24 protein-coding genes are annotated in these 23,754 nt (G+C 54.6%); 14 read left to right on the plus strand and 10 right to left on the minus strand.

Annotation, left to right across the window (positions count from 1 at the left end):
• Positions 1–61: 61 nt before the first annotated feature.
• From PN477_RS15835 to PN477_RS15860, 6 genes are all read right to left on the minus strand, one after another.
• Positions 62–1,225, minus strand: coding sequence for a glycosyltransferase (locus PN477_RS15835; RefSeq protein ID WP_272118376.1), 1,164 nt, complete (start codon positions 1,223–1,225; stop codon positions 62–64).
• 366 nt (positions 1,226–1,591) lie between these two features.
• Positions 1,592–2,119 carry a YqeG family HAD IIIA-type phosphatase gene (locus PN477_RS15840; protein ID WP_272118378.1) on the minus strand — a complete coding sequence of 176 codons (528 nt, stop codon included), beginning with the start codon at positions 2,117–2,119 and terminating at the stop codon, positions 1,592–1,594.
• 30 nt (positions 2,120–2,149) lie between these two features.
• The gene (mltG, locus tag PN477_RS15845) at positions 2,150–3,226 is read right to left on the minus strand and encodes an endolytic transglycosylase MltG (RefSeq protein WP_272118380.1); all 1,077 of its coding nucleotides are present in this window, start codon (positions 3,224–3,226) and stop codon (positions 2,150–2,152) included.
• 47 nt (positions 3,227–3,273) lie between these two features.
• The gene (locus tag PN477_RS15850) at positions 3,274–3,855 is read right to left on the minus strand and encodes a DUF3727 domain-containing protein (protein ID WP_272118382.1); all 582 of its coding nucleotides are present in this window, start codon (positions 3,853–3,855) and stop codon (positions 3,274–3,276) included.
• A gap of 186 nt (positions 3,856–4,041) precedes the next feature.
• A complete protein-coding gene (locus PN477_RS15855; RefSeq protein WP_272118384.1) occupies positions 4,042–4,605 on the minus strand; it encodes a hypothetical protein in 564 nt (187 codons plus the stop codon).
• A 51-nt stretch (positions 4,606–4,656) separates the two neighbouring features.
• Positions 4,657–4,983: a translation initiation factor gene (locus PN477_RS15860; RefSeq protein WP_272118387.1), complete on the minus strand. Its 327-nt coding sequence runs from the start codon at positions 4,981–4,983 to the stop codon at positions 4,657–4,659.
• 75 nt (positions 4,984–5,058) lie between these two features.
• Here PN477_RS15860 and PN477_RS15865 point away from each other — a divergent pair, with 75 nt between their 5' ends.
• The 4 genes from PN477_RS15865 to PN477_RS15880 all read left to right on the plus strand — a co-directional run bounded on the left by PN477_RS15865 (position 5,059) and on the right by PN477_RS15880 (position 9,005).
• Positions 5,059–6,861, plus strand: a complete 1,803-nt coding sequence (locus PN477_RS15865) for a proline--tRNA ligase (protein WP_272118389.1) — start codon at positions 5,059–5,061, stop codon at positions 6,859–6,861.
• A 129-nt stretch (positions 6,862–6,990) separates the two neighbouring features.
• Positions 6,991–7,773, plus strand: a complete 783-nt coding sequence (locus PN477_RS15870; RefSeq protein ID WP_272118391.1) for a Uma2 family endonuclease — start codon at positions 6,991–6,993, stop codon at positions 7,771–7,773.
• A gap of 34 nt (positions 7,774–7,807) precedes the next feature.
• Complete coding sequence (locus PN477_RS15875) at positions 7,808–8,686, plus strand: SDR family oxidoreductase (RefSeq protein WP_272118393.1); 879 nt, start codon at positions 7,808–7,810, stop codon at positions 8,684–8,686.
• A gap of 157 nt (positions 8,687–8,843) precedes the next feature.
• Positions 8,844–9,005 carry a hypothetical protein gene (locus PN477_RS15880; protein ID WP_272147437.1) on the plus strand — a complete coding sequence of 54 codons (162 nt, stop codon included), beginning with the start codon at positions 8,844–8,846 and terminating at the stop codon, positions 9,003–9,005.
• A gap of 330 nt (positions 9,006–9,335) precedes the next feature.
• Here the strand turns inward: PN477_RS15880 and truB are convergent, their stop codons facing one another.
• Positions 9,336–10,220: a tRNA pseudouridine(55) synthase TruB gene (truB, locus tag PN477_RS15885; protein WP_417158837.1), complete on the minus strand. Its 885-nt coding sequence runs from the start codon at positions 10,218–10,220 to the stop codon at positions 9,336–9,338.
• A 326-nt stretch (positions 10,221–10,546) separates the two neighbouring features.
• Here truB and rpaB point away from each other — a divergent pair, with 326 nt between their 5' ends.
• Complete coding sequence (gene rpaB, locus PN477_RS15890) at positions 10,547–11,290, plus strand: response regulator transcription factor RpaB (protein ID WP_272118397.1); 744 nt, start codon at positions 10,547–10,549, stop codon at positions 11,288–11,290.
• A gap of 134 nt (positions 11,291–11,424) precedes the next feature.
• Here the strand turns inward: rpaB and PN477_RS15895 are convergent, their stop codons facing one another.
• Positions 11,425–12,756 carry a TrkH family potassium uptake protein gene (locus tag PN477_RS15895; RefSeq protein WP_272118399.1) on the minus strand — a complete coding sequence of 444 codons (1,332 nt, stop codon included), beginning with the start codon at positions 12,754–12,756 and terminating at the stop codon, positions 11,425–11,427.
• 590 nt (positions 12,757–13,346) lie between these two features.
• On the opposite strand from PN477_RS15895, the gene PN477_RS15900 reads away from it, so the two are divergent.
• From PN477_RS15900 to ndk, 6 genes are all read left to right on the plus strand, one after another.
• Complete coding sequence (locus tag PN477_RS15900) at positions 13,347–14,303, plus strand: RNA polymerase sigma factor, RpoD/SigA family (protein WP_272118401.1); 957 nt, start codon at positions 13,347–13,349, stop codon at positions 14,301–14,303.
• Positions 14,304–14,425: 122 nt separating this feature from the next.
• Positions 14,426–14,770, plus strand: coding sequence for a DUF760 domain-containing protein (locus PN477_RS15905; RefSeq protein WP_072621906.1), 345 nt, complete (start codon positions 14,426–14,428; stop codon positions 14,768–14,770).
• Between the two features lie 58 nt (positions 14,771–14,828).
• Positions 14,829–15,914: an A/G-specific adenine glycosylase gene (gene mutY, locus PN477_RS15910; RefSeq protein ID WP_417158838.1), complete on the plus strand. Its 1,086-nt coding sequence runs from the start codon at positions 14,829–14,831 to the stop codon at positions 15,912–15,914.
• A gap of 34 nt (positions 15,915–15,948) precedes the next feature.
• Positions 15,949–16,119 (plus strand): hypothetical protein, encoded by a 171-nt coding sequence (locus PN477_RS15915; RefSeq protein WP_175551165.1) that lies wholly within the window; start codon positions 15,949–15,951, stop codon positions 16,117–16,119.
• A gap of 250 nt (positions 16,120–16,369) precedes the next feature.
• Positions 16,370–17,035 (plus strand): class I SAM-dependent methyltransferase, encoded by a 666-nt coding sequence (locus PN477_RS15920; protein WP_272118406.1) that lies wholly within the window; start codon positions 16,370–16,372, stop codon positions 17,033–17,035.
• Between the two features lie 83 nt (positions 17,036–17,118).
• Positions 17,119–17,571 (plus strand): nucleoside-diphosphate kinase, encoded by a 453-nt coding sequence (gene ndk, locus PN477_RS15925; protein WP_272118407.1) that lies wholly within the window; start codon positions 17,119–17,121, stop codon positions 17,569–17,571.
• An 83-nt stretch (positions 17,572–17,654) separates the two neighbouring features.
• Here the strand turns inward: ndk and nblB are convergent, their stop codons facing one another.
• Positions 17,655–18,320, minus strand: coding sequence for a phycobilisome degradation protein NblB (nblB, locus tag PN477_RS15930; RefSeq protein ID WP_272118408.1), 666 nt, complete (start codon positions 18,318–18,320; stop codon positions 17,655–17,657).
• A 49-nt stretch (positions 18,321–18,369) separates the two neighbouring features.
• Complete coding sequence (locus tag PN477_RS15935; RefSeq protein WP_272118409.1) at positions 18,370–18,828, minus strand: CBS domain-containing protein; 459 nt, start codon at positions 18,826–18,828, stop codon at positions 18,370–18,372.
• Between the two features lie 183 nt (positions 18,829–19,011).
• On the opposite strand from PN477_RS15935, the gene PN477_RS15940 reads away from it, so the two are divergent.
• The 3 genes from PN477_RS15940 to PN477_RS15950 all read left to right on the plus strand — a co-directional run bounded on the left by PN477_RS15940 (position 19,012) and on the right by PN477_RS15950 (position 23,423).
• Positions 19,012–19,677 (plus strand): DUF938 domain-containing protein, encoded by a 666-nt coding sequence (locus PN477_RS15940; RefSeq protein WP_272118410.1) that lies wholly within the window; start codon positions 19,012–19,014, stop codon positions 19,675–19,677.
• 554 nt (positions 19,678–20,231) lie between these two features.
• On the plus strand, positions 20,232–20,597 hold the full coding sequence (locus tag PN477_RS15945; protein WP_272118412.1) for a PadR family transcriptional regulator: 366 nt from the start codon (positions 20,232–20,234) through the stop codon (positions 20,595–20,597).
• 810 nt (positions 20,598–21,407) lie between these two features.
• Positions 21,408–23,423, plus strand: coding sequence for a PAS domain-containing sensor histidine kinase (locus PN477_RS15950; RefSeq protein ID WP_272118413.1), 2,016 nt, complete (start codon positions 21,408–21,410; stop codon positions 23,421–23,423).
• Positions 23,424–23,754 lie beyond the last annotated feature (331 nt).

The raw sequence follows: 23,754 nt of genomic DNA on the forward strand, positions 1-23,754 counted from the left end.
TCCTCTTCACATCACACCACGTAACTTTAAGCGATCGCTCAAGACAGTTCGACCGTCTAAGCTAGCTGAACTCTTCCCGATTCCTATCACACAATGGGGGCGGGCGAGTGGCTGTATACCGATCAATACAGTCAAGATATCGCTGCTGAAAAACCGCTGGAGCAAACTGATGAGCTTGCTGCTGGCAGGATTCTGGTCGAATTTTGCCACAGATTTCCTCAAAAATTCTAACGGTTTTCACCAACGCCGCTGCGGTTTGGGGGCCAAAAAGCAAACCGGTTCCCGTGGTGGGGGCGTGCCGAATGTCTTGCACCGTTTCTAATGACCCGCCTGCACCATAGGCAATGACGGGGGTTCCGCAGGCTTGGGCTTCCACAGGGGCAATCCCAAAATCTTCACAGGCGGCATAGACAAAGGCTTTGGCTTGGGCCATGTAGGTGGCAACGGTGGCGTTGGATTGATTGCCGAGGAGTTGAATATTGGGCTTGGCGATCGCCTGCAACGTTGCTCGCTCTGGGCCATCCCCAATCACCACCAACGGCAACCCCAACTGATTAAACGCCTCGACAATTAGTTTTACACGCTTGTAACTCACTAACCGGCAGACGGTCAGATAAAAATCCGCCTTTTCAGGTTGATACGAGAAGCGATCGAGTTGCACGGGGGGGTAAATCACCTCCGCCTGACGACGGTAGCAGCGCCAAATTCGCTGGGCCGTGTGGTGCGAGTTGGCAATGAAGTGATCCACACGGTTCGCACTCAGCACGTCCCACTGACGCAGGTAATGGAGGATCAGGCGGGTGGCAATGCCCGGCAAGCCACGACCGAGGCGACTACTGCGCAGGTAATCAAAGGTGAGATCCCAGGCGTAGCGCATCGGGGTATGGCAGTAACAGATGTGGTGTTGTTGAGAATGGGTGAGGATGCCTTTGGCGACGGCGTGGGAGGAGGAGAGGATGACATCGTAGCCGCTGAGGTCGAGTTGTTCGATGGCGAGGGGTAGGAGGGGGAGGTATTTTTGGATGCCCTGTTTTGCCTTGGGAAAATGCTGGAGGAAGGTGGTTCCGATCGCCCGTTGATAGAGGTAGCTGTCCGGGTTGGTGGATTCAAAATCGATCAAGGCGTAGAGATCCGCCTCAACATGGTGCAAAATTTCACGAACCACAAGCTCCGAGCCGCCCGTAGCGTTGGGGGTGAGCCATTCGTGAACTAAAGCAAATTTCATGGAGCGATCGCGCAGAGGACTAGATTAAGAATTATGAAGGAAAGTGGCAGGGGGAGCAAGGATTTACCGCTTCAGCCAAGGATTACCCCTAGTCCGCATGAGACGCGATCGCACCTGTGCAGGTTTCATCCTGAGGCACAGGATCGCCACAATAAACGCCAGCACTACTCTAACTCGTGAGTGCTGGCGTTTATCTTCAACCAAAAATTATCGCCGATTGTATGATTAAGGTCTTTATATCAGCTGACCTCATTTCCATTAATTATCAAGATTGCCAGACAATTGTGGTGACATTTTATTTTTTAATGTTTTCTTTAGATTGTCCTGATGATTGAGCCAAATGGGAGATCAACACCGCTGCGAGCCTCAATGCTTGTACAGGGTAACGCCCAGTTTTTGCGTGAGCCACACCTCAAAATTCCGAATCGGGTACGATCGCGCCGCAATCAACGGGTCTACCATCGGCTCCACCAAAATTGTAAACAGCCCCAAGCGATTTCCCGCGAGGGCATCGGTGAAGAGGCGATCGCCCACCATCGCCACCGCTTCGGGCGGCAACTGCATCGCCTCCATCGCCTGACGCAGTTTGCGCCGCGACGGCTTCCGCGCCCCCAGGATATAGGGCAAATTCAGCGCCTCCGCAATGCCCCCAATCCGCGACTCACTCAGGTTATTACTCACCAACCACAGCGCCACATGCTGACGAATCTCCTCAATCCAGTCCGCCACCTCCGGGGAAACCTGCCGCTGCTTCAGGGGCACGAGGGTTTCATCCACATCCAAAATCAGGCCCTGGAGGTGATGGGTCTTCACCACCTCCGGAGTCAACGCCAAAATCGTGCCCCCCAGTACCAAACTGGGGCTAAGTAAGTGATCCCATCGTCCATTAACCATTGTGTTTCTATCCTGAATCAGTGCGAATCATTAAGGCGGGGGACTGGGGAGCGATCGCCCCGCCCGAATCCGTTGGGCAGCCGCTTCGTGCTCCTCTAGCGTCCGACTAAACACATGAGTGCCGTCATACCGCGCCACAAAGAAAAGATACTCCGTCGCCACCGGGTTCAGCGTGGCCGCCAAACTCCCCTGGCCTGGACTTGCGATCGGGCCCGGCGGCATCCCCGGATTGAGATAGGTATTATAGGGCGACGGCGTTTGCACATCCGCTAAGGTAAGGGGCTGATCCGGGGTTTGCCGTCGTCCCAACACATATTCCACCGTTGGGTCAGACTCAAGGCGCATCCCCTGGGCCAACCGTTGGCGAAACACACCCGCAATGATGCCCCGTTCCGCCGCCACGCCCGCTTCTTTTTCCACCATGCTCGCCAATGTCACCCACTCCACCAGAGACAACCCTGGATCAGTCTGCCCTTGATACAGGGGTAACGCCTTCTGTTCAAACCGTTTCAGCATGATCGCAATCACCTGTTGGGGCGTTGTGCCTGCGGGGGGGAGTTGGTAGGTATCGGGATAGAGGAAGCCTTCTACTGTGGTGATGTCCGCCGGTAGCCAGGTAAATTCAGCGGTGGGAACCGTTTGGGCGGCTTGGAGGAAGGTTTCAGCGGGGAAGAGGCCTTGGGATTCTAAGGCTTGGGCAATGTCGGTTAAACGCCAACCTTCGGGAATGGTGAGGGTGGATTGAAACACTTGCCCCGTCCAAATGGATTGAGCGATCGCCGTCATATCCTGACCCGGCGACAACACATATTGCCCCGCCTTAAAACTCCCCGCTTGATCCTGCAACGCCAGCCAAAACGCCCAAACATTCCACGCCCACGCCGAATGAATCACCCCCGCCGCCTCAAGATCCGCCCCAATCTGGCGCGTTGACGTATCCGCAGGCACTTCCACCTGAATTTCCACCGGCTGATTCTCCGCCTCGATCATCACCGGCGACACCGCCCAGCGCCACCACTGGTAACCATGCCAGCCACTCAGCAGCAACACCCCCGGCAAAATACCAAGGGGATACAACCACTGCGAGAATGAACTAAGCTTTTTCATGGGAGCTGCGATCGCCAAGGGAGATTAATGGCCAATCATAATCTTTTCTATTCCTCTTCCTCTCGTTCCATCTCTTGAATGAGGAGTTCTCGCAGATGGGGCTGCAAGTCTTGGACTTCTTCAAAAGACAGGAGTTCAATTTGGCGATTTGGAGCGCGACGGGCAAACAGCAGGAGAGGATCGAGCGGCGTATAGATCTCGTATTTTTGATCGTTGTGGTAGAAATGCGTCAGGACTTGAAAATGCTCAGATTCCACCTGTCCATTGTCCGTCGGCACTTCTAGGGTCAATTCCTCCACGACTTCCGGCAGTTCGCCCGACACGGTCAGGGTGTAGGCGGCGTAGTTCAGGGTGAGATTTTGTTCAGAGAGGACAGCTTTGGCATCAGCAAACACTTGTTCAATTTCCTCATCTTCTTCCACCCAGGCGGCATCGGCTTCATCATCATCGCTATCCCAAGCAATGATGGTCACGGGCGAGTCTACGGGTAAGAGAATCAAATAGGTGTTACCGCTGTCTTTAAAGCTCTGCTCCACAGAACATTCTAGCGATCGCCCTGCTTCATCCAATAACGTCACACTATCGGGAATGGATGGGTCGTGATCAGGGGGAAATGGAGGGGACGGCATAGTCAATCCAGTGCGGCAACGAAAGGTAGCTCTCAGAATATCAAAAAAGGGGAAAGGGGCATACGCTTCAACGGGTGATCAGAAGAACGTGGCTGGCTCGATGCTACCCGATTTCACCCTGGGCGTAGCATTGATGAGGATTAGATCTGAATCCGCCGCAGCCGGGACAAGCCAAGGCTGGGACGATTACGGAGCGCGATCGGGTTCGATTAAGCTGGGTAGCCAGTTGCGGCTAAATTGGCAATCTTGGAGCATGGCTTCAGACAGGGTTGCATCTCGTGCATCGCTGGAATCAAATTGATAGTTGCCTGTTCGCGCTTGTTCGTAGGCGCGTGGGTCGGTCAAGAGGGCGAGGGTTGAGCGACGATAACGACAGAGGGCATAGACGGCTTGACGCTGGGGGTTTTTGAGGAGGAAAGCATTCATTTGGACGACACAGCGATCGCCCTCCCACTCGCGCACCACACTTTCGATCGCCACATCCGGAATCAGCGGAAACCCGATCGCCGTTGCCGCCGGTTGGCAACGCGCCAGCCGATCCAAAAAGGGGACAGGGTCGAGATAGTTCCGGGGTGCAGGATTTGTTGGAACCGGTCGCCCATTGTCGAGGCAGATGCGGCGACCGTCGGGATCAATGTAGTACTCATCACAGGGGGGATCATTGGCGATCGCAGTGTGGGGATCGGCCAGAAAATTGAGGAGAGCGATCGCGCTGCTGTAAGCAAGGGTGGTGACTGTTTTGGAAAACATAGCGTTAACTCGTTGGGGATTCTGAATTAAGAAGACCTCTTAAGCATCATCTTAAATTTGATAACCGAGAGGACGGAGAATGGAAGGCACTTGGGCGGCGCGATCGCCCTGTAATTCTAAGGTCATGTCTTTCACCGCCCCCCCTGCACCACAGGAGGTTTTCAGGGTTTTGAGCAGGGCTTTGAGGGTAGCATCCGAGGTTTGAAAGCCGCTGATGATTGTGACGGTTTTCCCCTTGCGGCCTTTGCGGGTGACTTGGATCTTCAGTTTTTGTTGTTCGGGGGGGAGTTCGGGAGTCGCGGGGGCGATCGCTTCTTCGGTGCTCGCAGAACCAAATTCAGAATAGGCGACGCGATTTTTTGCAGGACGGGCAGCCATAGAGATGATTACAAGGTAAGGGGGTCTTCCTGATATTCTAGGGGGTGCTATCTCGCTTGAAGGAAGCCTTTTGCCATGCGCCTGTCTCAGATGCTTTTCGTTACGCTGCGGGAATCGCCAGCAGAAGCGGTGATTCCCAGTCATCAACTGCTGTTACGGGCAGGCTATATCCGCCGCACAGGGAGCGGGGTCTATAGCTATTTGCCGTTGATGTGGCGGGTGTTGCGCAAGGTGTCGCAGATTGTGCGCGAAGAGATGGACGCGACGGGGGCGCAGGAATGTTTGTTACCCCAACTGCAACCGGCGGAACTGTGGCAGGAGTCGGGGCGCTGGGATACCTACACGAAGGCGGAAGGGATTATGTTTGCGTTCCGCGATCGCCAAGATCGCGATGTGGCCCTAGGGCCCACCCATGAGGAGGTGATTACGGCGATCGCCAAAGATATGATCCGCTCCTATCGCCAATTGCCCCAACATCTCTATCAAATTCAAAGCAAATTCCGCGACGAAATTCGCCCCCGCTTTGGCCTGATGCGCGGTCGAGAATTCATCATGAAAGACGGCTATTCCTTCCACACCGATGCCGACAGCCTCAAAGCCACCTACGCCGACATGGATCGGGCCTATCGGAATATGTTCCGCCGTTGTGGGTTGGACTTTGTCGCCGTAGAAGCGGATTCCGGCGCGATCGGCGGGTCGGGTTCCCAAGAGTTTATGGTGTTGGCAGACATTGGCGAAGATGAGGTGCTCTACACCCCGGATCAACGCTACGCCGCCAACGTGGAAAAAGCCACCTCGATCCCCCCCGATGCGATCGCCTCTCCCTTCACCACCACCGAAAAACGCCCCACCCCCAACACCGCCACGATCGCCACCCTCGCCGCATTGGCCCATTGTTCCCCGACGGCGATCGTTAAAAATGTCCTCTATCAAGTCACCTACGACACCGGGTTAATCGTCTTGATTTTGGTGAGTATTCGCGGCGATCAGGATGTGAACGATGTGAAATTGCAAAATGAGGCGGCCCGGATGGCGGCGGACTTTGGCGCGAGTACGGTGCTGAGTGTGGAGGTTCCCGATGCGGAGATGCAGCAAAAATGGGCGGCGCATCCCTTGCCCCTGGGCTATATCGCGCCGGATTTGGGGGATAACTACATCGCGAAAACGGCGCTGATTCATCCGCACTTTGTCCGCTTGGCTGATCCGACGGTGGTGGAGTTGAAAAATTTTGCCACGGGGGCCAATGAGGCGGGGCATCATGTGTTTGGTGCGAATTGGGGTGAACAGTTTGACCTGCCGAAGGTGGTGGATCTGCGCAAGGCGATGGCGGGCGATCGCGCTCACCATGACCCCAGCCAAATCCTCCAATCCGCACGGGGGATCGAAGTGGGCCACATTTTCCAACTCGGCACGAAATATTCCCAAGCCATGGGCGCAACCTTCACCAACGAAGCCGGGGAGGAAATGCCCCTGGTGATGGGCTGCTATGGTGTGGGCGTGTCGCGTCTGGCACAGTCAGCGGTGGAACAATGCCACGACAAGGACGGGATTATCTGGCCGGTGGCGATCGCGCCTTATCAGGTGATCATCGTCATTCCCAATATGAGCGATGCCGACGCAGTGGCGGCCGCGGAAACACTCTACGCCGATTGTGAAGCGGCCGGGTTAGAGGTGCTCCTTGATGACCGCACCGAACGCGCCGGGGTGAAGTTTAAAGACGCGGACTTAATCGGCATTCCTTACCGGATTGTGACGGGGCGATCGCTCAAACAGGGCAAAGTGGAAGTCGTCCAACGGGCCACAAAGGAAGCCCAAGAAATCCCCCTCGGTGATGTGGTGGCCACCCTGAAGGACTGGTACGAGGCAGCGATCGCCTAACCTCACGATTCGGTCGTCAAGAGTTGCGAGATGACTGCTGCGCAGGGTTTTCTTAACCCGTTGGGTTGCGGCGGATTTTAGTGGGCGCGATCGCTTCAGTAAAATATAAGCAGTGAATGAGGTGCAACCATGCAAACCCCAGCCCAAGCCTTCGTAACGACTCCACCACCAAACGCGGAACCCGCCGATGAGCAGCCGCCCACCGAATTAGACATCTCTCACATCGTCACTGAGGATGAAACGCCCGTGGATAACCTGATTCAGGAAAAATTGCAACGTCTGCTTGTCCATTGTCTCTATCACGCTTTTCGCAGTGAGCAGCCGTTTATTGCGATGGCTGATGTGGGGCTGTTTTCGGCACTCCATGGGCCGCCCCTCGTGCCCGATGTGATGCTCAGTTTAGGGGTAGAAATTGCCGCTGATTGGAGCCAGAAGCGCCATCGTTCCTACTTTATTTGGGAATTTGGGAAGCCTCCCGATGTGGTGATTGAAATCGTGTCCAATCGGAAAGGGCACGAAGGCGATCGCAAACTCATCGACTATAGCCGGATTCGGGTGTCCTATTATGTGGTGTTTGATCCCCTGGAATATTTATCGGCGCGGGTGTTGCGGGTCTATGGGCTGCGGGAAGGGCAATATCATCTGTTAGACGATGCCTGGTTGCCGGGGGTGGGTTTGGGTTTAACCCTGTGGTCGGGTTCCTTTGAGGGGAAACAGTACGATCGCTGGCTTCGATGGTGCGATCGTAATGGGAACATTCTCCCCACCGGCAGCGAACAAAGTGCCCAAGAAGCCCAGCGAGCCGAACAGGAAGCCCAGCGAGCCGATACCGCCGAAGCTAAACTCGCCGCCCTGATGGCTAAACTTGCCGCCCAAGGTATCGACCCCGATCAACTGGATCGCCCCTCCTGAGCTACCCTAGATCCGTTGTTATCCGGGGCTACACATGGCGAAACGACTGTGGATTACGGGGATTGGTGGGTTTTTAGGGTGGAACGTGGCGGCGATCGCCCCTCCCGATTGGGAACTCTACGGAACCACCCACCGCCCCGGCATTCAACATCCCAACGTCGCGATCGCCCCCCTCGACCTCACCGATCACGCCGCCCTCACGGCCTACTTTGACCACATCCGCCCCGATGGGGTGCTGCACCTCGCCGCCCTCTCCCGCCCCAACCAGTGCCAAACCCAGCCCGAACGCTCCTACGCCGTCAATGTCACCGCCACCACCCGGATCGCCGAACTCTGCGCCGCCCGTCAGATTCCGCTGCTGTTCACCTCTAGCGAACTCGTCTTTGACGGCCACCATCCCCCCTACGACGAAACCTCCCCCGTCTGCCCGATCAACCGCTACGGCGAGCATAAAGTTTTGGCCGAGCAGCAGATTCGCGATCGCTACCCCGCCGCCACCATTGCCCGGATGCCCGTGATGTTTGGCGTGCCGTCTCCTCAATCTGAAAGTTTCCTGCAACCCTTTTTACGCCAACTTCGCAGCGGCGAACCCTTGCGCCTCTTCACCGACGAAATTCGGATGCCCGTTAGCGCCACCACCGCCGCCCAGGGTCTGTTTCGCCTCCTCGATCAACCGGGGGAACTCGTTCACCTGGGGGGGCGCGATCGCCTCTCCCGCTACGACATCGGCCAACTCCTCGCGGCAATTTTCGAGATTCCCCATGCTCGCCTCGCCCCCTGCCGCCAAGCTGATGTGACGATGGCCGCCCCCCGTGCTGCGGATCTCACCCTCGACAGTGGTAAAGCCTTCGCCCTCGGCTACAATCCCCCCTCGGTGCGATCGCAACTCTTGGCATTGCGCGATCGGGTGTGATGGGTGTCACCCCTAATCACTGAGAGGTGTCACGGGGAAATGGAGATGCGATCGTGCTGCCCCCGTGAGCAACATCATCCCAATTACCGACGCTGATCAATTGCATTCGTCTGTCAATCCGTGAAGATACAGATATGAGCAATCGGAGAGCAACCCTATGAAATTCAACCCGTCTCGTCCTACCTGTGCAGCCCGTCGCTACACCGTTCGCACTGTTGAATTCCAAAACAGCCCTATCCTTAGCCCCATGGATACAGCACATCCATTCACCGGGCGGATGGGCTTAGGGTTAAACCGCAATCTACGCGGGGTGTTGTAGTTATCTGTTTGTCCTCTTTCTTCTTCCAACTTAACGTTCAGTAACATTCAGAGTTTCGGCCTGAGCAACCGAAACTCTTTTTTGTGGTTTCAGTTCCGTTAGTGAGCCAGAGGCTCCTAGTGCCGCGTCAATGCAAAGAATTAGGATGTTGGTAGGGTGCTGTTAGCGAAGCGTAACGCACCGTCACGTTGAGTGTTGGACATTCAATACAATCCGAATATTAAGTCTTGACTCTGTACTAGTCCCATGGTTGGAGTGATCCTGTGGAGAGCGAGCGTCTCGCTTGCTGCCTGGAGGGCAAAATCCCGGATATCAGCCTGTTTTTTAGCGTCAAGCCTGTGGAGCCAAGACGGTTTTGGGGAGTAGCTCGCCGGCCCCATTGATCTGGCCGATGCCTAAGAATGAGCCGTCAGGGTGATGCACTTGCACGATCGCATCGGGCGCTTCAGAGGTGGCCATGGTCACGGTTTGGCCCTGACACCAACGGCGGGCGGTGTCGGGTTCAGGGGTGACAATGGGGAGATCGAGGAGGGCGGGGGGGGCGATCGCGCTGAAGGTTCCCGCGTTGACCTGGGCCGCGAGGGTCTCTAAGTCGATGGCCTGATCCAGCGTTAACCCACAACTGCGGGTACGGGTCAGATGTGCCAAGGTTCCCCCCACCCCCAACGCCGCCCCCAAATCCCGCGCTATCGACCGGATATAGGTTCCCGCCCCGCAATCAACATCCACCTCCACTTCGGGAAAGTCCCCCGGATAGAAGGCGATCGCGCTAATCCGCTCAATCTCCACCCACCGCGCCGGCACATCCACCACTTCCCCCGCCCGCGCCAACTCATACAGCCGTTTTCCATCCCGCTGAATCGCACTAAAGGCGGGCGGAATCTGCTCGACTCGACCCAGGAACGCGGGCAACTGCGCGGCAATGGCGGGTAATGTCACCTGTGGGGCGGGGGCTGTGGTCAACCGCTCCCCTTCGAGATCGTCCGTGGTGGTGGTCACGCCGAACCGAATTCGGGCGCGATAGCTCTTGCCCGTCGGTAAATATTGCAAGAGGCGCGTCGCGGTGCCGAGGGCGATCGGTAACACGCCCACCGCTGCCGGGTCAAGGGTTCCCCCATGGCCCACCCGCTTTTGTCCCACAATGCGCCGCACCTTCGCCACGCAATCATGGGAAGTCCAGCCGGGGTCTTTATTCAAATTCAAAAAACCAAACACCATCACTGCCGGAAAAGAACGCCCCTAGCAGTATAGCGGGGTTGGGGATGGGGGGGAGGGGGCGATCGCTTCATCGTCGATTGGCGTCGAATCGTAACGAATTGTAACTATCGTTGCGATCGCACTCCTCACCATTCAGACGCACCGAACCCAACAATTGAAACTAAATTAACCCCACCATTTCACACCATAATTCCCTCGATTTGCCATAATCCAGCCCGTGATTCAGCAATTCTAAGTATATTTGCCTGAGTAGAAACGCTCATGTTATGATCAAGACTGTTCAGATGATACAAAATCCTTAGTTAATCTAGGTTTAAAACAACGTGGAAAACCACAAGGGAAAACTCTTAGTGGTAGATGATGAACCTGCTGTGCGTCGCATTTTGCAGACACGCTTGACTATGGCAGGCTACGAAGTCATCACCGCTGCAGACGGAGACGAAGCAATCAAGCTATTCACGGCAGAAACCCCTGATTTGGTCATTTTGGATGTCATGCTTCCGAAAAAAGATGGCTATCAAATCTGTCAAACAATCCGCGAAGATTCCGATGTTCCTATTATTATGTTGACGGCTTTATCCGATGTCGCCGATCGCATTACTGGCTTACAATTGGGGGCTGATGATTACCTAGTAAAACCCTTTTCACCCAAAGAATTAGAAGCCCGGATTAGCACAATTTTTCGCCGCCTGAAGCGTGGGGATTTTAAGGTCGATTATGACAGCGGTGTGATTAAAGCGGGTCACCTTTCAATTGATAGTAATCGGCGGCGGGTGTACTTAGGGGATGAACTAGTGCGCCTGACCGAAATTGAATTTAATATCCTCCAACTTCTCGTCAATCAAGCCGGTGAACCATTGTCGCGGGCTGCGGTTCTAGAGGCAATCTGGGGCTATACTCCCCACCAATCAGGGGATCTACGCTTGGTGGATGTGCATATTTCCCGGCTCCGCAGCAAGATCGAACTTGACCCGAAACAGCCGGACTACATTATTACGGAACGGGGTATGGGGTACTCATTTCAGCGGTTTCCGACCTTGGCATCGGTGGCGACTGTTGACCATTAGCACCGCCTTTGATCGGGGATATTGCCGTTCAGGATGACCTATGGGCTACTGTCGTCTGATCTGGGTCACTCAGGCTAGGAAGCTGATGATGTTTGAGGGGATCAATGAAGACTGTTCAATGGCGATTGTTGGGACTAGCCCACGAGTAGGTTTTCTTCGGGATATTTCAATTGGCTGGGGGGATGTTCGCCGACAATGGCAGCGATAAAGACGAGAATTCCCACCCGTCCCGTATACATGATCAAGATGATGATCAATTGACTAATGGCTGATAATTGAGCGGTGATGCCGGTGGACAGTCCGACGGTGGCAAAGGCGGATACGCATTCAAATAAAAGGTCAATAAACACGAATTTTCCGGACTCAATCAGGGCGAGGGCGGTGGTGGCGATCGCGATCGCAATTCCTGACCCCATCAAGACCGCGATCGCTTTTAAAATCAGCGATGGGGGCAAGGTGCGCCCATACATCACCACCTGCTCGCTGCCTCGGAGGGTGGAGCGGGTGCAGTTGAGCAAAATTCGCAGTGTTGTGGTTTTGATGCCGCCCCCCGTGCCGCTGGGACTCGCCCCAATCACCATAAAGCCGATGGTAATCAGCAAGGCGGCATCCCCCATTTGCCCAAAATCAATACTGTTAAAGCCGGCGGTGCGGGTGGTGACGGATTGAAAGGCTGCACCGAGGAAGGTTTCCGACCAACTCAAGCCGGCGAGGGTGTTGGGGTTGTGGATTTCGGTGATCAGGTAGGCGATCGTGCCGAGGATTAAGAGGATCAAGGTGGTACTGGTGACGACCTTGAAGTTGAGGGAGAGGCGGGCGGTGCGTTGCGATCGCAAACTCGTCAGCCACCCGTAGCCCTCAATAATCACCTGATAGCCAATCCCCCCAAAAATAATCAAGATCGAAACCGCCACATTCACGGCCCACACGCCGCGATAGGCCGTCAAACTGTCGCTAAACAAACTAAACCCCGCATTATTCCAGGCGCTGATGCTGTGGAAAATCGCCAGCCAAAGCCCCCGCCCTTGGCCGTAATCATCCGCAAAGGGACGCAACATCAAAATAATCCCCCCCAACTCAAACATCAGCGTCGTCGCCACAATCGATCGCATCAAGCTGCGACTGCCCTGCACAAAGGGACGATCAAAGGATTCTTGAATGGCGAATTTTTGCCGGAGGTCAAATTTACGCCGCAGCACCAAGACTAGAAACGTCGTAGTGGTCATGTATCCCAACCCCCCCACCTGAATCAGTAACAACAGAAACACCTGCCCCCAAAAGGAAAAATGGGTTCCCGTATCCACCACCGCCAACCCCGTCACACAGACCGCCGAAGTGGAGGTAAACAGGGCAACAAGGGGTGAATTCCACTGACCCTCAACGGTGGAAATGGGCAACATCAACAGCACCGTTCCCACGGCAATAACAGTAAGAAAGCCAAGGCAAATGGTACGGGCGATGGTCATAGGACTCCGAAAAACAGGGCGTGGAGAGGGTTCAGGCTCAGGAGGGGTGATGGGTTGCGCCGTTGGGGAGAGTGAACCCGATGGGCTGCACCCCGTCACGACTTTGAGGGACAGAATCCTCAGAGTATAAAGTATTCTCCCAGAATCAATGTCCTGCTTGGGGTGAAGGTGGGAGTTTGCCTTGACGCAAAATAATACACGATGTATTATTTTTGTAATATCGCAGTCTGATTCGCTAAAATTCCCTCTAGACGCGATTTATCATAAATGTTACAATGCTTAACAGAAGCAAGCCGCTGTGAAATGAGTCCTTCGTCACAGTTCGGCGTTTGTTTTTTCCTTAGATTGGATCTTGTTGATCGTTAGATTCCAGCGTCGTACTGAAATCTGCACCCCATCATTTGTCACCACATCATCTGACTGTGCTGACCCAATCGCTACTATTCACACCGACTGTTCCCCCTCTCCTCACATCTCACCCATTCTGCATTCGGTGAGGGTTTCCACTTTCTGTTAAATGTCCCTGTTGAGTTGCCTTGCCCCAAGGTACATCATCCTCCTATTGTCGATAATCCTGCAAAGTCAAGCTGATGAAAACTGCTCACAACCCCACTGATCCTGTCCGTACCTACCTGCGTGAAATTGGGCGTGTTCCCTTGCTCACCCATGAAGAGGAAATTTTGCTCGCGAAACGGGTGCAAAAAGCGATCGCGCTCTATCAACTCAAAGATGCTTGTGAGGCCGAGCAGGAAACGCCCCTGACCCTGACCGAGTGGGCCGCCCAGGCGCAACTGTCGGAATCCGAATTGCAGCGTACCCTGGAGTCCGGCGATGCGGCCAAGCGCAAAATGGTGGAAGCCAATCTGCGCCTGGTGGTGTCCGTGGCGAAAAAATACATCAAGCGCAATCTTGACCTGCTGGACTTGATCCAAGAAGGCACGATCGGGATGCAGCGGGGGGTTGAGAAGTTTGACCCCACCAAGGGCTATCGCTTTTCTACCTATGCGTACTGGTGGATTCGTCAGGCGATTACGCGGGCGATCGCGGAAAAAAGCCGCACGATCCGCCTCCCGATCCACATCACCGAAAAACTCAACAAAATCAAAAAAGCCCAGCGCCAACTCTCCCAACAACTGGGACGCGCCGCCACCGTGGCGGAACTCGGCGAAGAATTGGATCTGTCCCCCAAGCAGGTGCGGGACTACCTGGAAAAAGCCCGCCATCCCCTGTCTCTGGATCTGCGCGTCGGCGATAACCAAGATACCGAACTGGGGGAACTCCTTGAAGACACGGGGCCGTCGCCGGAAGATTTCGCCACCCAATCCTCTCTGCAAGGGGATTTACAAAAACTGATGGCGGATCTGACCCCCCAGCAGCAGGAGGTGTTAACCCTGCGCTATGGCTTGACCGATGGGCAGCCCTTGACCCTGGCGAAAATCGGGGCCCGCTTGGGCATCAGCCGGGAGCGTGTCCGCCAGTTGGAGCGGGAATCGTTGAAGAAGCTGCGCCAGCGTAAGGTGCATGTGCAGGAGTACCTGGCGAGTTAGTTTGCGCCAGGGTTGGAAAAATGTGCAGTAGAGTGGGGGTAGGGACAAATTGAGTCTGATTGCTGCGATCGCTGTTCCACCCCCGCCCCTACCCTTGTTGCTATTGTCCTAGGAGGATTCTTGTGAATCATAATCTCAATCCGGGTCAAGACTTTTCCGTTGAAACAGATGCTGCCAATAAGCTCTGGCACTACGTCCAAAGTCTCAGTCCGGAAATGATCGCCCAACTTTCCAAGCCCCAATCTTCGGAGGTGTTCGGCGTGATGGAGCGGAATATTGTGGGCCTGTTGGGGACGTTACCCTCAGATCATTTCGATGTGACGATCAGCACCAGCCGTGAACACCTCGGCCGCCTGCTGGCATCGGCGATCATGAGCGGTTATTTTCTCCGCAACGCGGAACAACGGATGACCTTTGAATCGTCCCTCCAGGGGATTCACAGTGAAACGGACGACTCAGACCGCTAAGACGGGCGCAGATTTGGCTCGCTGGCAGGCGGTTTGCGATCGCCTCCCCTACCCTCAGTTGCGGCGATCGCTCCTCACCTGGTATCACCACAACGGGCGCACCCTGCCCTGGCGGGGTGAAACTGACCCCTACAAGATTTGGATCTCCGAAATCATGCTGCAACAGACGCAGGTGAAAACGGTGATCCCCTATTATCAACGCTGGTTAGAGCGGTTCCCCACGATCGCCGCCCTCGCCGCTGCGGATCAACAACAGGTGTTGAAATGTTGGGAAGGCTTGGGCTATTATGCCCGCTGTCGCAACCTCCACAAGGCGGCCCAGCAGATTGTGCAGCACCACGGCGGCCAGTTGCCGCTGCAACTGTCAGAAGTGCTAAAGTTACCGGGGATTGGTCGCACCACAGCGGGCGGCATCCTCAGTGCTGTGGCAAATCAACCGTTGGCGATTCTCGATGGTAATGTGAAACGGGTCTTAGCGCGGTTGACGGCCTTGCCCCTGCCACCGGCGCGAGCGATCGCCCCCCTGTGGACGCTATCTGAACGCTTGATCGATCCCCACCACAGCCGCGATTTTAATCAAGCGATTATGGATCTCGGCGCGACCCTTTGCACTCCCAAACAACCGGCCTGCCTGCTGTGTCCCTGGCGATCGCCCTGTCAAGCCTTCACCCATACCCTCCAAGATCAACTCCCCATGCGCGAAACCTCAGCCCCCCTCCCCCATAAAAATATCGGTGTAGCCGTCATCCATAATCCCCAGGGCGAAATCCTGATCGATCGGCGCAACGAAAGCGGTCTCCTCGGCGGCCTGTGGGAATTTCCCGGCGGCAAACTCGAAGCCGGTGAAACCATTCCAGCCTGTATCGAGCGGGAAATTCGTGAAGAACTGGCCATCGAAATCGAAGTCGGGGAACATCTGATCACCCTTGACCATGCCTATAGTCATTTTCGCGTCACCCTCAACGTCCACTATTGCCGCCATCTCAGCGGTGAGCCGCAACCCCTCGAATCCCAAGAAGTGCGCTGGGTGGCGATCGCTGATCTCGATCAATACCCCTTTCCCAAAGCCAACAGCAAAATCATCGCCGCCATTCTCGCCCACCCCCCAACGCCTAGCCAGGCCCCCAAAGACAGGGTAGAATAGGCCATAAAGTTAACAAAAGTTTACAAAACCAACGATGGACGCACCTCAACCCTCGATCACCCCCCAACTCACCGAACCCAAATTCGGCTTCAACGACTATTCCGAACGCCTCAATGGCCGCGCCGCCATGATCGGCTTTGTCTTGACCCTCCTGATCGAAGCCCTCAGCGGCCAAGGTCTCCTCGCTTGGCTGGGTCTTCGCTAACCCCCCAGCGGTTCCCCCCAGGCGGGGATTGAAATCCCCGCCTCAGAACGAAAACCCGTTAAAACGGGTTCCAGAGTGGGCTAATGAAACTTAAGGAAATAATCTGGTAATTCCGTAATGCGAGCATCTTGCTCGCTAGAGTTTTAGAGCCTTTTTCAATTACCGGATTAAAGAGTTAACCTCCATAAGCCCACTTTCGCTATGAGCCAAGAACTGAAGTTCTTGGCAGATCTTCTCGCTCACTGCCCTGATGAGTAATAAAACCCTGGGCTTAGATGCCCAACTGTATCAATACTTACAACGAGTCTCCCTCCGCGAACCCGATAGCCTGGCCAAGCTTCGCGCCGAGACCGCCCATCACCCGATGGCTCGGATGCAGATTGCACCGGAACAGGGGCAATTTATGGCGCTTCTGGTGGAATTAATTGGGGCGCGGAAAACCCTGGAAGTTGGGGTGTTTACGGGCTACAGTGCCTTAGCGATCGCCCTCGCGCTGCCGGAGGATGGCTGTGTTGTGGCCTGTGATCTGGATGGGGAGGTCACTGCGATCGCCCGTCGTCACTGGCAACAGGCAGGCGTTGCAGATAAAATCCAACTCCACATCGCCCCCGCCCTCGACACCCTCGATCATCTCCTCGCCACCGGCCAAGGCAACACCTTCGATTTTGCCTTCATCGATGCCGACAAGCGCAACTATCCCCACTACTACGAAAAATCCCTCGCCCTGCTACGCCCTGGGGGATTGATGGCTATTGATAACGTTCTGTGGTCGGGGCGGGTAGCCGATCCAGCAGTACAGGATCACCGCACGATCGCCATCCGCGAATTCAACACCCAACTGCACCAAGACGATCGCATTTCCCTCAGTCTCGTGCCCATTGCCGACGGTTTAACCCTCGCTCGTAAACGTGGCTAGTTTCCCGATGACCCCTTCTCCGCTACTCTGTCTTGTGGACTCGTTAATGACTTTGAATTGATCTCTTTGTAGGAGGGAGTGCAATGGAACGGACTTTTCTGATGATTAAACCCGATGGCGTGCAACGGGGCTTAGTGGGTGACATCATCAAACGTTTTGAAACCAAAGGGTTTACCCTCGTGGGCCTGAAATTTATGGCGGTATCCCGTGAACTCGCCGAACAACATTACGACGTTCACAAAGAACGCCCGTTTTTCCAAGGCTTAGTGGACTTCATCACCTCTAGCCCGGTGGTGGCGATGGTGTGGGAAGGCGATGGCGTGGTGGCATCGGCGCGAAAATTAATCGGGGCAACCAATCCCCTGATGTCCGAACCCGGCACGATTCGCGGCGACTACGGCATTCAAGTCGGGCGCAACCTGATCCACGGTTCCGACGCGATCGAAACGGCACAACGGGAAATCGCCCTGTGGTTTAGCGAGGCTGAACTTGTCGCCTGGGAATCCCACAGTAAAGCGTGGTTGGTGGAAGAATAAAGCGCGTTAATCACGAGAGGCAAGGGGCTAAAACCGCCTTGGCCTCTCGGTGATCGGCAAGGTGGCTTTAGCCCCTTGCTTTTTTAATCGGCGGCGATGCCTCGCTGGGCTTCATTGGCAACGACTTCTACGGAATCTTGGGCGAGGGTGGCGAGGGCGGTTTTGGCTTCGTCGCCGCCGAGACGGTTTAAGGATTGGGCAATGCGGTAACGCACTTGCCAGTCGTCATCGTTTTGGAAGGGAAGTAAGAGCGGGACGGCACGGCGATCGCCTAATTCACCAAAGGCGCTGATGGCGGCGGTGTAGAGCAGGGATTGATCGGATTTGAGGGCATCGACGAGGAGATCAAAGCCACGGGGATCGCCCATTTCACCGAGGGCGGCGACGATGCTGAACTGTAAGAGCCATTCGGTGGTGGTTTCGTAGGCCTGTTTGAGGTCTTCAAAGCCGTCGGTGAGTTTGAGGGCGGCGATCGCATCTGCCGCTGCGGCTTGGACATCGGCTTCAGAATCGTGCTGGAGGCGATCGCGCAACAGCACCAAGGCCGCAGCAGGGTCAACCGTCCCTAAATGATCCAATTGACTCACCGCTGCATAGCGCACCCGCGCTTGAGAATCCGTAATCAGGGGTTGAATCAGTTCAAACCCAGTGGTCTGATCCAGTTGACGCAGATGATTTAAGCCACGAATGCGATCGCTGTACTCCTCTGAACGTAACAACGCCTGCACGGATTCACGGGTAATAGTCATAAATTAAAGAATCTAGGGTAGCAATGATGGACGTAGACAGCGATCGCGATTAACTCGCTGCCATCGCTCGAATAATATCACCATGGGAAAGAATCCCCACGATCTGACCGTTGGCATCCACCACCGGCAGACGGCGCACATGCTTTTCATGCATGATCCGAGCCGCATCCCGAAGGCTTTGATCCGGTTGAGCGGTGATCGGTTTTTTCGTCATCACTTCGCCCACGGTTTGCCCTAGGGATTTGTGTAATTCCTGTTCATAGCGGGCCGGATTTTGCAAAAAAATCACACTGTCGAGAAACATAATGTAAGGCGGCGGATCAGCACCCGTTTCTTGCCACATCAAATCCGCGTCCGACAGCACCCCCACTAACATCCCAGCATCATCCACCACCGGCAGACCGCTGATCTGTTTTTCCGCCAAAAGCTGAATCGCCTCCCGTAGTGAGGTTTGTGGAGTCACCGTAATGGGCGTGGGAGTCATAAACTCCGCCACAGTTTTTGTCATGGTTTGTTGATCGCCTCAGAAGAATACTTCCATTGTAGGGAAGAGGTGAACCGGCTTGGGATTGTGTTATGGATTGTTACAGCAAGCACAATTTCAGGGCGACAGGCTGCGATCGCTGGCTATTCACAGCGATGAACAGAATGCGATACTAACGATCAAGCCCCCAGTTAGAGTAATCACCCCATGGATATTAGTTTGGATCGCCGTCAATATGCCCCCGCCACAGAGCGCAACCGCGATCCCATTTTGCAGGTGCTTCAACAGGTGTTACCAACCCAGGGCACGGTGTTAGAGATTGCCAGCGGCACGGGCGAGCATGGGGTGTATTTCGCGCCCGCCCTCGCGCCCCGGCGGTGGTTGAGCAGTGAACCGAATCCGGAACTGCGATCGAGTATTTTGGCTTGGCAACAGGCTTGCCCGGCTGCGAATCTCACCGCCCCGATTCCGTTGGATGTGTGCGATCGCCCCTGGTCGATTGAAACCGGCCTGCTGCCCCCAGGACTGACGAGGGCAGCGTTAGAGCGTGATCCGATTGGTGCGATCGTGGCGATCAACATGATTCACATCGCGCCCTGGGCCGCCACCCTCGGACTCCTGGCCGGAGCGGGGCGTATCTTGCCACCGGGGGGGATTTTGTATCTGTACGGGCCGTTTTTCCAAGGGGGACAAGCCGCCGCCCCCAGTAATCTCGCCTTTGATCAATCCCTCCGGGCTGCTAATCCCGATTGGGGGATTCGTTCCCTCGAAGAGGTGGAAGCGATCGCCCATGGGGAAGGTCTGCACCGGCGGGAGGCGATCGCCATGCCCGCCAATAATCTTTCCGTGATCTTCGAGCGTCACGATCACTAGAAGCGAGGCGATGGGAGTGCGATCGCGCCCCGATCAAACCCCTCCGATCGAAAAATCCTTAATTTTCCTGATCCAAGGAAAAACCCCTGAAAGACGGATCAGCCCATGCTGAAAATTCCATTGAGAAGGGCGGAGATTGGCGATACTTCAGGGCTTATGGCTCGGTAGAGTCGTTTTTCTCCACAGAACTAAATTTTGCTACTGTAGGAAAGTAGGAAAATAGTCTTAACCACAAGCCATCCCATCCCCTGAATTCAATCTAGGTCAAGGATAACGTTGAGTTAAGGCTAGGGTTCAACCCTCATGAGCGTGGCAGATCATGCCGTTTCATGGCTGTTACTGTCTAACGTTGCTCGTCACGATCGCTCCACTCATGATGATCGCTACCCTGAAGCGCATCAACCCTCAATGGATTTAGCCTCCTTGTGCGATCGACTCATACTCAGGACGGATGCACTACCCAAAACGCAGACAATAAGGATGACTAAACCACAGTCAGGGTGTATCCACGGTGATTGTGAATGAGTTAACTGGGAATTTCGATGGTGAAATCTATGAACTTTGAAGATATTTACACCTTTTTCAACAACCCTCCGCCGCATTATCTCAACCGAGAACTGGCGGTCTGCTACGTTCTCTCGGTGTTGCTCAACAATGAATCCTACGGTACAGAGTTGATCGAGTTGCTCGAACGTGACTATCCGACCTACCGGCTTTCAGATACGGTCTTGTACGGTGCATTGAAGTTCCTCGAACGGGAAAAGAGCATCGTTGGCTACTGGAAAAAAGTCACCGGCCGGGGTCGCCCACGTCGGATGTACCAACTCTGTGATTCGGCCCAACGCCAAGCGGAGGAACTTTCGCGCTACTGGCAAAGCTACGTCAACCAAGAGATCCAACGACAGGCACAGGCAATGTAACGGGGATGACAAAGGGGAATTTTCGGTTCCCCTTCCTGGCGATCGTGTCAAGTCTCGATGACCCTCAACAAAAAAGACAGATGGTAATTAATACCGTCTGTCTTTTTTGTGTCGTCAGACCCCAGCCGGAATGTGCAGCAGTCTTTAATTCAGATTGACATCCTCCCCGACCATGATGCTACGGCTGAGACATAACCTACGTTACAAGTCTGGAGCGGGAATACGTGAGCCAGAGGCTCACACTCCCATGATGGTAAATCCTCTGGAGTGCGAGCTTCTAGCTCGCTGCCCCGACGGAGAGGGGAATTAAACGCAGGTGAGGTTACCCTGAGAACGTTGTGGATAAGCAGTAGCCGATAGTCATGGGAGGCTGCTGATCGCATTAAGATAGAGCACATTAGCATCCACACGATCAAGATTATGATGATCGCATTAAACCCATTACATGGAAGGGATGAGTGAAAGACTTGGTTGACTGACTTGATCGCCCTCACCCCCAACCCCTCTCCCAGAGGGCGAGGGGAGCCGATCCATTTTTCTAGTTCCCTCTCCCAGAGGGTGAGGGAAGCCGATCCATTTTTCCAATTCCCTCTCCCCTAGGGAGAGGGCTAGGGTGAGGGCTTTCCGGGATCTGGCTAATTTTGTCAGTCAACCAGGTGAAAGACTCTGAATCATCCTCAACATCAAGGGGATTATGGATACAGAGGCATCGACATTCGGGTTTTTCTGGCCCTCATCGTTTCAAACACGGTTGGTGAGTTTTTGCAGTTTGTGTTGTTGCTCTGCGTTTACTGGTTGTTTGTAATTCCTATGCATCGCTTGCTCGAAGATCAAATTCAACAGTATCTGGGTTCCTTGGAGGCGTTACCTCCGGAATGGCGACGGTTTTTGGTGGCGGTGAGTGAGACCTACGAAGCGTACGAAGCGGCTGAGCGCGATCGCCAAACCCTAGTGCAGGATCAAGCCACAAACACCCAAGCCTTGCTCGAAGCCAATGCCCAAATGCGGAAGGCGATTCCGGATCTATTTTTTCAGCTTGACCAAGACAGCATCATCCGGGACTACAAACCCGGCAGCATGCACGATGTGTACGTGCCCTTGCTTGATCCGATTGGGAAACCCCTCTACAGCTTTTTACCGACGGAGGTTGCCGAACAATTTCGCACGGCGCTCCAGCAACTGAGTCTTAAGCAGCCGATGCTGAGTTTTAGCCATTCTCTGATCTTAGAGGGGGAAACCTATTTTTATGAAGTGCGGCTCGTGCAGTTAAGCCATCATCAAGCGATCGCCATCATTCGCGACATCACCCTCCAAAAACGCACCGAAGCCGAACTCACCGCCGCCAAAGAAACCGCCATCCGCGAAGCCACCCGCAGCGAAGAAGCCAACCTGGCCAAAAGTCAGTTTCTCGCCAAAATGAGCCACGAATTGCGCACCCCCCTCAATGCCATTTTGGGGTTTAGCCAATTGATGAACCGCGACCCCAACCTCAACGCCGATCAAAAAGACTACCTCAACACCATCAACCAAAGCGGCAAACACCTCCTTGATGTGATCAACGAAATCCTCGATCTCGCCAAAATTGAGGCCGGGCGCACCACTCTCAATGAACAACCCTTTCACTTGCCCCGTCTCCTCAACAGTGTGCGTGCCATGCTAGCCATGAAAGCCACCTCAAAGGGGTTAGAATTTCGCCTCGAACTTGATCCAGAATTGCCGGTACAAGTGGAAGCTGATGAACAAAAGCTGCGCCAGGTGTTGATCAACCTCCTCGGCAATGCGATTAAATTCACCGCCCAAGGCTGGATCTGTTTAGCTGTCAAGACGCTCTTGGCCCCAGACCAGGGGCGGATTCTGGTGCAATTTCAGATTCAAGATACCGGGTGTGGCATTAACGAGACGGAGATGGATAACCTGTTTGACCCCTTTGTGCAAAGTCTGAAGCGCACGGATAATCAAGAAGGTACGGGGCTGGGCTTGACGATTAGCCAACAGTTTGTCCAGTTAATGGGGGGCATGATTGCGGTGCAGAGTACCGTCGGACAGGGCACACTCTTTCAGTTCACGATTCCGCTGAAGTTAGTCCGCGAAAGTACGAGCCTGGCTCAAACACCGCTCGTGGTGGTTGGCCTGGCCCCAGATCAGCCTGACTATCACATCTTAGTGGTGGAAGATCGCAAAACAAATCGAGATTTGTTAATGACGCTGTTGGCGACGGTGGGATTTACGGTGACGGCGGTGACCCAGGGGGAAGAAGCGATCGCAGCCTGGCAAACCATCCAACCCGATTTCATTTGGATGGATTTACAAATGCCGATCTTGGACGGCTTAGGGGCCACCCAAGCCATCCGCCAGCAAGAACGAACCCAAGGGGTGAACCACCCCGTGCCCATTGTGGTCTTGACCGCCAGCGCCTTTGTGGCCGACGAAGCCCAAGTGTTAGAGATGGGGTGTAATGGCCTGGTGCGCAAGCCCTATACAGAGTCAATCATTTTTGAAACCATGGCCCGCCATCTCGGCGTAATCTACACCTACGCAGATGAAGAAATCCCCACCACGTCGCCCCATTTAGGGCGTTCATTCCCCTCAGACGATCCCACCCAAAACCCCATCCTCAATCAATTTCAATCGATGTCACCGGCTTGGCAGGTGCAGCTTAAGCAAGCGGTGTATGAAGCCGATGGTGAGGAAATCCATCAACTGGTGCAACAACTCCCCCCCCCCTGCGAGGAGTTGGGCACTGCTATCTTGCAATGGCTTGACGGCTTTGAATTTGAAACGATGATTGCCATGCTGAATCTAGAGAGCGAGAGTGATGCTGAATAGTCGGGGGATTGGTGCATCTTGTCGCATTCAGGGCTGATTGTTGCGAGGATAGGGGTTCAAATCAAGAGAGATATAGCGAATTGCGAAACGATGAGAACGCCACCTCCCCCTTTTTAAGGGGGATTGAGGGGGATCTTTGTACCTTACCTCCCCCTTTTTAAGGGGGATTGAGGGGGATCTTTGTCCCTTGTGTTTATCTTAAAATGTGCAAAGAAGACTCCCACTATAAAGCGAGTCCGAGTAGAGTTACCGAAGGTAACGGCGGACGTGCCTTTTAGTGGCGAGATGAATTTGCACCAACAAACAAATCGAGCGACAGCGAGTCCTTTAA

Source organism: Spirulina subsalsa CS-330 (assembly GCF_028330765.1).
Classification (GTDB): domain Bacteria; phylum Cyanobacteriota; class Cyanobacteriia; order Cyanobacteriales; family Spirulinaceae; genus Spirulina; species Spirulina subsalsa_A.